The sequence below is a fragment of the Streptomyces sp. NPDC031426 genome, from assembly GCF_055581585.1.
The window spans coordinates 1-7970 of record NZ_JBVIJE010000073.1 but is presented as its reverse complement, the minus strand read 5'-3'; the positions used below and the strand labels follow the sequence as shown (position 1 = coordinate 7970).

The 7970-nt window shown below is 67.6% G+C and carries 6 protein-coding genes and 2 pseudogenes; 3 read left to right on the top strand and 5 right to left on the bottom strand.

The window, feature by feature from the left end:
- The first annotated feature begins 150 nt into the window (after positions 1 to 150).
- On the top strand, positions 151 to 1359 hold the full coding sequence (locus tag ACZ5NH_RS44970; protein ID WP_468784219.1) for an ISAs1 family transposase: 1209 nt from the start codon (positions 151 to 153) through the stop codon (positions 1357 to 1359).
- A gap of 377 nt (positions 1360 to 1736) precedes the next feature.
- A complete protein-coding gene (locus ACZ5NH_RS44965) occupies positions 1737 to 2039 on the top strand; it encodes a hypothetical protein (protein WP_468784217.1) in 303 nt (100 codons plus the stop codon).
- 138 nt (positions 2040 to 2177) lie between these two features.
- On the opposite strand, the pseudogene ACZ5NH_RS44960 reads toward ACZ5NH_RS44965, so the two are convergent.
- A pseudogene (locus ACZ5NH_RS44960) lies at positions 2178 to 2703 on the bottom strand (transposase); the annotation flags it as partial.
- Positions 2704 to 2870: 167 nt separating this feature from the next.
- Entirely contained in the window at positions 2871 to 4274 is a 1404-nt protein-coding gene (locus ACZ5NH_RS44955; RefSeq protein ID WP_468784215.1) for an alpha/beta hydrolase family protein, read from the bottom strand.
- Positions 4275 to 4816: 542 nt separating this feature from the next.
- Here ACZ5NH_RS44955 and ACZ5NH_RS44950 point away from each other — a divergent pair.
- Positions 4817 to 4954 (top strand): annotated as a pseudogene (locus ACZ5NH_RS44950) (transposase); the annotation flags it as partial.
- 43 nt (positions 4955 to 4997) lie between these two features.
- Here ACZ5NH_RS44950 and ACZ5NH_RS44945 read toward each other — a convergent pair.
- From ACZ5NH_RS44945 to ACZ5NH_RS44935, 3 genes are all read right to left on the bottom strand, one after another.
- Positions 4998 to 5900, bottom strand: coding sequence for an NADP-dependent oxidoreductase (locus ACZ5NH_RS44945; protein WP_468784213.1), 903 nt, complete (start codon positions 5898 to 5900; stop codon positions 4998 to 5000).
- A 391-nt stretch (positions 5901 to 6291) separates the two neighbouring features.
- Positions 6292 to 6987 (bottom strand): glycerophosphodiester phosphodiesterase, encoded by a 696-nt coding sequence (locus ACZ5NH_RS44940; protein ID WP_451553492.1) that lies wholly within the window; start codon positions 6985 to 6987, stop codon positions 6292 to 6294.
- A gap of 128 nt (positions 6988 to 7115) precedes the next feature.
- Positions 7116 to 7796 carry an SMI1/KNR4 family protein gene (locus ACZ5NH_RS44935; RefSeq protein WP_468784211.1) on the bottom strand — a complete coding sequence of 227 codons (681 nt, stop codon included), beginning with the start codon at positions 7794 to 7796 and terminating at the stop codon, positions 7116 to 7118.
- Positions 7797 to 7970: the final 174 nt, after the last annotated feature.

Genomic DNA, 7970 nt, shown 5'->3' with positions numbered 1-7970 from the left:
GAAACAGCTCCCACAACTCGTCCGGCACCAGCCGCTCAACGATCCCCACCACGGCCGACAGCCTACCCAGGCAGCCAAATGAGATGGCGTCTAAGCCAGATGATCATGAGGTGGCCCGTGCCTGCTGCTGCATCCTCTCCCATTCCCGCCGTGCTGGTGAAACTGGGTCCGCTGGACACCGACCGGATCGCCGACCTGCGCCCCTACTTCGACTCGGTGCCCGACCCGCGCTCCCGGCGGGGCCGGTGGTACTCACTGACAGCAATCCTGCTGGTGAGTGCCTGCGCGGTCGTCTCAGGAGCGAGGAGCATCGATGAACTCGCCGAGTGGGGCCAGCGTGCTTCGAACGCACTCCTGACAGTGATCGGGATCCGCCGCCACCTGCTCAGATGGCGGCGCAATCCGGCGCCGGCCACGATCGGCCGTGTACTGGGGGCTGTTGACGGTGACGCCCTAGACCGGACGGTGGGCGCCTACCTGGCCGACCGGCACCGCGCCGCCACCGAGCCCGCCCAGACGCCGTCGCCCTCCGCGTCCCGGCAGCGGCGCGTGATCGCTGTCGACGGCAAAGCGCTTAAGGGATCAGCCCGTCTCACCGCGACGCGCCGGCATCTGCTCTCCGCGGTCACGCATGGCACCGTCGTGACCCTCGCCCAGGTCGAGGTCGGCGCGAAGACGAACGAAACCACTCACTTCCAACCGCTGCTGGCACCGCTGGACCTGGCCGACACCGTCGTCACCTTCGACGCCCTGCACTCGGTCAAGGCGAACATCTCCTGGCTGGTCGAGACCAAGAAGGCCCACTACATCGCCGTGATCAAGACCAACCAGCCCACCGCCCACGCCCAACTCGCCGCTCTTCCCTGGCAGTCCATCGCAGTCCAGCACACCGCCTCCGGGGCCGGACACGGACGCCGCGAGTCCCGCTCGATCAAGACGTGCGGGATCGCCGACGAACTCGGCGGAATCGCCTTTCCCCACGCCCGCCTGGCCATCCGCGTCCACCGCCGCCGCAAGCAGACCGGCCGGCGCGAGACCCGTGAGAGTGTCTACGCCGTCACCAGCCTCGACGCCCACCAAGCCGGACCCGCCGACCTGGCCGCCGCGATCCGCGGGCACTGGGGAGTGGAAAACTCCTCGCACCACATCAGGGACGTCACCTTCGCCGAGGACGCCTCCACCGTCCACGCCGGAACCGCACCACGGGCCATGGCGACCCTCCGCAGCCTCGCCATCGGCGTACTGAAAACCCTCGGAGCCGACAACATCGCCAAGACCACCCGGGCGATACGCGACGAGCCCCAGCGAGCACTCCCCATCCTGGGCATCACCAACAACCCGGACACCTACGGAACTTGATCAAGCCCTGGGCGAGGGTGCGGCCTCTTGGCCTGAACGCCACCGAGCCCCAGCCCAAAGCCAGCGGCGCTGTGCCCAGCATAGCCAGCCGCAGCGCCGCTTCCGGAGGGATAGGAGCGGGTGGACCGCGGGTCCTGGCAACGGCTTGCATCACGGCTGGCTGGCCACCGGCCTGCTGGCGGCTGCGAGCATGCTTCTTGGCATACCGGTGCGGCAGTCAGCTGCGGGAGGGCAAAGTGGGCCTACTGGTCTCGTTTTCGGCGGTTGTGCGAGTGGAACGTCACCTGTTCGCTTTGGTTGACACCGACCCGTAGAGAGAAGAGACGTTCGCGCAGCTTCCGGACAACTCAGCGTTCCTGGCCCATGAAGGCTCCGCGGTGGTTGCGTCCGACCTGGAAGACCAGAAGGCCAAGGTGAGGGTGGAACTATGGGACTCACCGCCCGATGCACCAACCAGACAGGAATTCAGGCACTTGGGGGAACCGAGCACCGTCTTCTTCGAATCCGAGCGAATCCAGCTTGTCAGCCTGATGCAAGAACCGCAGTCGGACGAGTACGAACTCACCCATGCCGGCCCCTATCAGGTGTACGTGTGGGTAGGGCCGCAGCGCGAGGACCCCGATGAAGAGCTGGAAGCGTACCGATACTTCGAGAGCTTCGTGATCCAACTATGGGCGTAGCGCGGGTGGCGGGCCGCAATGTGTCAGCCACGCCCCGGGTGACTACGTCACGCACCAACAATAGAGGGCCCGCCGCATCGGGCCGTCAGACGGTGAGGACGGCCGGTGTTCGCCGAGACCCCGCGTCCGTGCAGTCTGCGGCGGCTTGGGTTTGTAGCATCGTCCGTCTCGCAGAAGGGCCCCATAAGACGTTGACGCGGCGGCGCGCGAGGGCGAGCACCGCCTGGGTGCGGCGTTTGCCTTCGGCTCGTTAGCGGGGTAGCACTGGCGGGATTCCTCGAATTCGGATGCTGAACAGTGCGGAGGTGTAGAAGACCCGCTGGAGCCGGCGGCTGTATCGCTACGGGTGTCGGAGGTTCCCGCTGATCTTGCCGGAGTCGCGTGGGACGGGTGCGACGCCGCCGAAGCCGGCAAGGCGGTCGGAGGTGCCGAAGAAGGTCATGTCACCGCCGGTGGCGGCAAGGAACTCGGCACCGAGGATGGCGCCCAAGCCGGGCATGCTGGTGATCACTTCGAAGGTGCGGTGGTCGCGAACCCGGGCCTCGATCAGCTTGTCCAGTTCGGTGATCTGATGGTTGAGGGCCAGCACCTCCTCGGCCAGCGTGTGCCCCAGCCGCGCGGTCAGCTTCTCTCCGGGCAGGCTGGTGTGCTGACGGTCGGCAGCACTCCGCCGAGCGCGCCGTCCTCAACTGGGAGGGCCTCCATCCGCTGCGCGCCCTCACTGCCGTCCCTGCGCATGGTGGCGGGCCAGTGCCTGCCAGCGCTGCACGAAGTCGCCGGCATGCGCGGCGATGTAGTCAGATGCAGAGGTCAAGCTGGAGTACCAGTGTGTCAGCCGCCCTGAAGTGTCTGCTGCAGCCAGTCGAAGACCACCTCGCAGTGCTGCCTGGGCGCCATCGGCGAGCAGTGCAGCTGCGCGCCGGTCGCTGCGGTGAGCTTCACGTATTCCTTCGGGGCTGTCAGCTTGTCGAACATCTCGTGCGGCTGGCCTGGGTAGAACTGTTCGAAGTCGTAGTCGAGGACCAGCGTGGGTGCCTTGATGCGGCCCACGACGTCTGTGATGTCCAGCGACTTGATGAGCTTGGCGGGGGTGTAGAAGTCGGTGAACAGTCTGCCTTGGCGAGCGGCGAGCATCGCCGGCGCGGAGAAGGGTTCGAAGCGCTTCTTCACCGTCGCCGCCTCAGCGGGCGACAGATGTGGGGCAACCTCCTTGTTCCAGACGTTGTTGGTCTCTTGTCTGTCCGGAGTGAGAATCTTGCGGAGCTCCCCGAAGCCCAGCCACGGATCCAGGCAGCCGGGCATCGCGACCACTGCTGCGATCCGCTGTTCGAAGGCCGCGGCCCGGGGAGCCAAGTCGCCCCCCATGCTCAGCCCGGTGAGAGCGATTTTGTCCGCGTCCACGTCAGAACGGGCGGTCAGCCAGTCGACGAGCGGCGTCACGACCGTCTCCCAGCGAGCGCTGAACACCACTTGGTCCAGGAAGATCATCTGTCCCTGGCCAGGCCCCTCGTAGACGAGTGCATTCCAGTCCCGGGCCAGCGCGGCGGAGACACCGTACGTCCACATGTCGACGTTCTGTCCATCGCTGCCGTTGGTAAGGATGACGGTGGGGCGCCGGTGACCTGATGCGTCGGGGCGGAACAGCCACACGGGCAGCGGAGTCCTCCCATACGGAACACTTGCTGTCACGGGTGCCGGGTCGCACAGCTTGCAGAAGCTGTCCCAGGCGGCACGGCAGGCCTTGTACAGCTGCTCCTCGCTGCCCGGGTCCTTGGAGCCGAGGACGAAGAAGAGCGCCTGGGAGTAGTACTGCGAAGCTCTCAGCGCCCGGAAGCGCGCGGTCTCCCGGTCGGGTTTCCCGCCCTCGGGCGCTTTCATCAGACGGTCGCCGAGCTTCCTGAAGGTCTCGACGTACGCCTGTGCGGACGGACCGGCCTTGTTGATCGCGTTCACAGCCGTGAGCACCTCGCCCACGTCGCCGCTGCCCTGGTCGGACCCGCCGAGCGCCAAGAGGCCGTTGAAGTTGAGCTCCGGGTTGCTGAACAGGGTCATCGCTCCCGGCGTGGGCCCGCCTGCCGAGGGGGAGGCCGTCCCCGAGGCGGGAACCTGCTCGGAGGAGGCCTCCGTGCTGGTGCAGCCCGCGGCCAGCAGCGCGGCCCCCGCCACGCCGACGAGCCCGGAGAGGGCGCCGCGCCGTCCTGGGCCGAGGACCTGATCTGGCGGAACGTGGCTCATGCCTGCCCAATGTATGCCCGAGCTCCGCTCGGCCCGCCGCACGACGCCCGCAGTTGCCCCTAATAGCCGATGCCCCCAGCTGTCGCCCCGCAACAGCAGGTAGGTGCGGCCAGGCGCTTCAACTGCCCCACCGGTGGGCAAAGCTGTCCGCTGCAACGGACAGGGGCACAGCAGCGGCCCGGAGTACATGGCGGCAGTCGGTGAGGGTTGGGCAATGCCCACGGAGGCGAGAAACACGAACGCCTGGGAGGACAACGGAACGGTGTCCGTCCGCTCACCCGCCTGACGGCGCCGCCCTCACAGCCGCCAAAGACGTCACCGGAGCAGTACGCGGAAGGTGGGTCAACTCCGGTGTGGTCCAGGACGAGTATCACGACTACGTGATGGCCGGACGGCCAACGAGCAGCTCTCCAGATAGGCATCCCTGGACGGTGCTGCCCTTCCGGGCTTGACGAGCAAGCCGGATCACGGAACTGCGGCCAGAGCCGTTTTCAAGAATCGCCATCAAGGCCACCCTCATCGCGTCTATCGGCCGCGGCGTTCGCGCCCTGGCCGAGGTCGTTACGCTCGGCCGGACTCTGAAGAAACGAGCCGCCGATGTGCTGGCCTACTTCGACCGTCCCGGTACGTCCAACGGTCCCACGGAGGCGATCAACGGCCGCCTCGGACACCTCCGTGGGCGCAACTGCCCCTTCAACCGTGAAGAGTGCCTTTGAACACCGGTCAGTCCATGAGGAGCACGAGTTTGCCGCGCACAGTCCCGGCTTCGCCGACGCGGTGCGCGTGAGCCACCTCGGTCAAGGGGAAGGTCCGGCCGACCTGCACACAGAATCGTCCAGTTGCGGCCATTTCAGTGGCCTGGGCCAGCGCGTAGGTGGCGCGGCCGGTGTCGCCGCGGCTGAAGCGGATGCCCGTCTGCTGCGCGCCACGGAAGTCGGCGACCGTGATCACGTGCTCGGGCGCGCCCACGAGTTCCACGAGTTCGGGAAGAACGCCGCTGCCGGCGACGTCCAGTGCGAAGTCGACACCCGCCGGTATGATGGCCCGGACTCGTTCCGGCATCCCGTCGCCGTATGCCACCGGCTCGGCCCCGAGCGAGCGGAGGGCATCGTGCGTGCCTGGACTACCTGTACCGATGACCCGCGCGCCGCGCTCCACGGCGAGTTGGACAGCGGCGCTCCCGACGCTGCCGGATGCCCCGTTGATGAGCACGGTGCTGCCAGCTGTGACGCCAAGCTGGTCGAGCGAGCGCGCCGCGGTCTCGGCTGCCGCGGGGATCGCCGCAGACCTCGCATAATCGAGCGAGCTGGGGATCGGGGCCCAATAGGACAGCACGGCCAACTCCGCTTGGGCGGCTCCGTATGGTGAGGCTCCGAAGACCCGGTCACCAACCGCGACATCCGAGACATCCTCGCCGACCTCGTCAACGATACCCGCAGCCTCGTAGCCCAGGGTCTGTGGCAGTTCCTGGTCCATCAGGCCCTGACGCTTCTTCCAGTCGCTGGCGTTGATCCCCGCGGCACGGACCTTGATCCGTATCTCTCGGGCACCGGGATGGGGATCGGGGAGGTCAACGATCTCAAGAACCTCGGGGCCGCCGAACCGGCTGAACTGTGCCGCCCTCATGACGCACTCCTTCCGCGGAAGGAGTGGCGGATCGTCCGATACCGCGTGTGCGCGTACTCTCTGTCCGGCTATCTGCTCGGCCCCAGAGCACGTTTCTACTCCGATACATCGACCCTACGTCATGACCGCCCGTGCATGGCGTGCGGCCTCCGGGGCCACCTGGGACCGCACAGCCCCGCCGGTTCCCATGCCTGCGGACAGGAGAAGGCGCGGCTGTAGAGAACGCGAGATCCCTACTCAAAGACCGGCGGTTTCAGACCCCGGCTACCCCCCAATTGCGATGAGCCCCTTATTGAAGGATCAGAACTCGCCGTGGGCCATAAGGAGTTGCAAGAGGGCTTCGGTATCGCACGGGCGGCGGGTTCGGGTCTGGGGTCTGGCCCCGCTGGGGTCAGGCGGTGGCCTCGACCAGCCGCTTCATGCCGGGCTGGTCGGTCACGCAGCCCACCAGGCCGAGCGTCCGGGCCAACGCCAGGTCGCGTTCGTCGTTGACGGTCCAGGCCATCACATCGATGCCGGCGGCCTCGCACTTGTCCACGATGGCCCGGTTCAGCTGGCGCAGCTCCACGCTGACCAGGGTGGAACCGACCTTCTGGGCGCGGCCGACGAAGGTGTCGCGGTGCGCGCTGGGGCCTGCCACCAGCACGGTGCGGGCCTGTGGCAGCAGGTTGTGGATCTCGATCAGCGCCGCGTCGTGGAACGACAGCACCGAGACCCGGTCCAGCAGGCCGCGGTCGGTGAGCACCTTGGCCAGCGACCGGGCGGCGGCCACATCCTTGATCTCCGCCTGGATCGGCAGCGTCGGCCCGACGGCGTCCAACACCTCCCCGAACGTGGGGATGCGCTCACCGAGGCCGGCGTCGAGCTTCTTGAGCTCCCCCAGCTGCTGGTCGGCGATCGGACCGGAGCCGTCCGTCGTGCGGTCGAGGGTCTCGTCGTGCATGACGACCAGCTCGCCGTCCCGGCTCAGGTGCAGGTCCAGTTCGATGCCGTCCAGCCCCTCGCGTTCGGCCCGCAGGAAGGAGCGCAGGGTGTTCTCCGGCTCGGCGGCCATGACACCGCGGTGGCCGATGGTGAAGAAAGACACTCGGTTGCCGTCCTTGGGTGTGGTGGTCCGGGGCAGGCACACGGGCGGCGGGCGACCGTCCGTCGGAGTGCCCAAGCCTACGGGGGCCCGTCGGGCCAGGTGCAACGCTCAGCAGCGCAAGGGGGACCCTACGGTGTCGCCAGGGCTGTGCGCTCGACTTTCTCCAGCCAGTCGGTGTACCAGCGGGCGAACCTCACCGGTGAACCCTGGTCGTCGAGGAGCGGGGTGAGGTCGACGTCGTCCACCCGGCAGTCGGACCAGATGGTGCCTCGGTGGCTGCCGCTGATGATCAGCCACTCTCTTTGGGCGCAGCCCAGGTGGGAGATCACGATCGCGCCGGCGGTGCGCTCCGGGGCGAACATGACGGCTTCCCACCGTTCGTCCCACGCCTCGATGGCGTCGTCGAAGTCCTCGATGTCGTCGAAGTCCTCTTCCTCGGGACGTTGGGCAAGAGCATCGTTGACCAGCCCCGGGTCCGGACCCTGGTCAGGAAACGGCTCGGCAAGCCTCGACAGGTCAGCAAGGTCCGCGCCGTCGCCCTCCCAACGCCAACGGCCCTGCACGCGCCGAACCGGGAACAGGCCGTACGCGGGGCCGGCACCGCCCGAGCCGACGTGGAGCAGGAAGTCCCGGTACTCCTCCGGCAGCCTGACGCCTATCTGAGACTCGAGTTCGGCAAGCTCGCCCTGGGTGAGCGGGTCCTCCAGGACCCACTTGTGTCCCAGTGCCCCGAAAACCTTGCTGCTCGTCGGCCCTGCGCCAGCCGCCTCCACCCGCTGACGTACGTCCACCCACCACTGATCAGTCATGCGCAGACCGTACGCGCCGCCACCGACACCCACGGCGCGAGGCCCCCCTGCTACCTCCAGCGCCTGCGCGACGGCCCTCCTAGCTACTTGCCCCTGAAAAAGTGTTTTGCCTGGTGACCGGGCTGGCGCTGCAGGATGGCGCTGTGCGGCCGCCCGGTCGGTGGCATGTCCCTC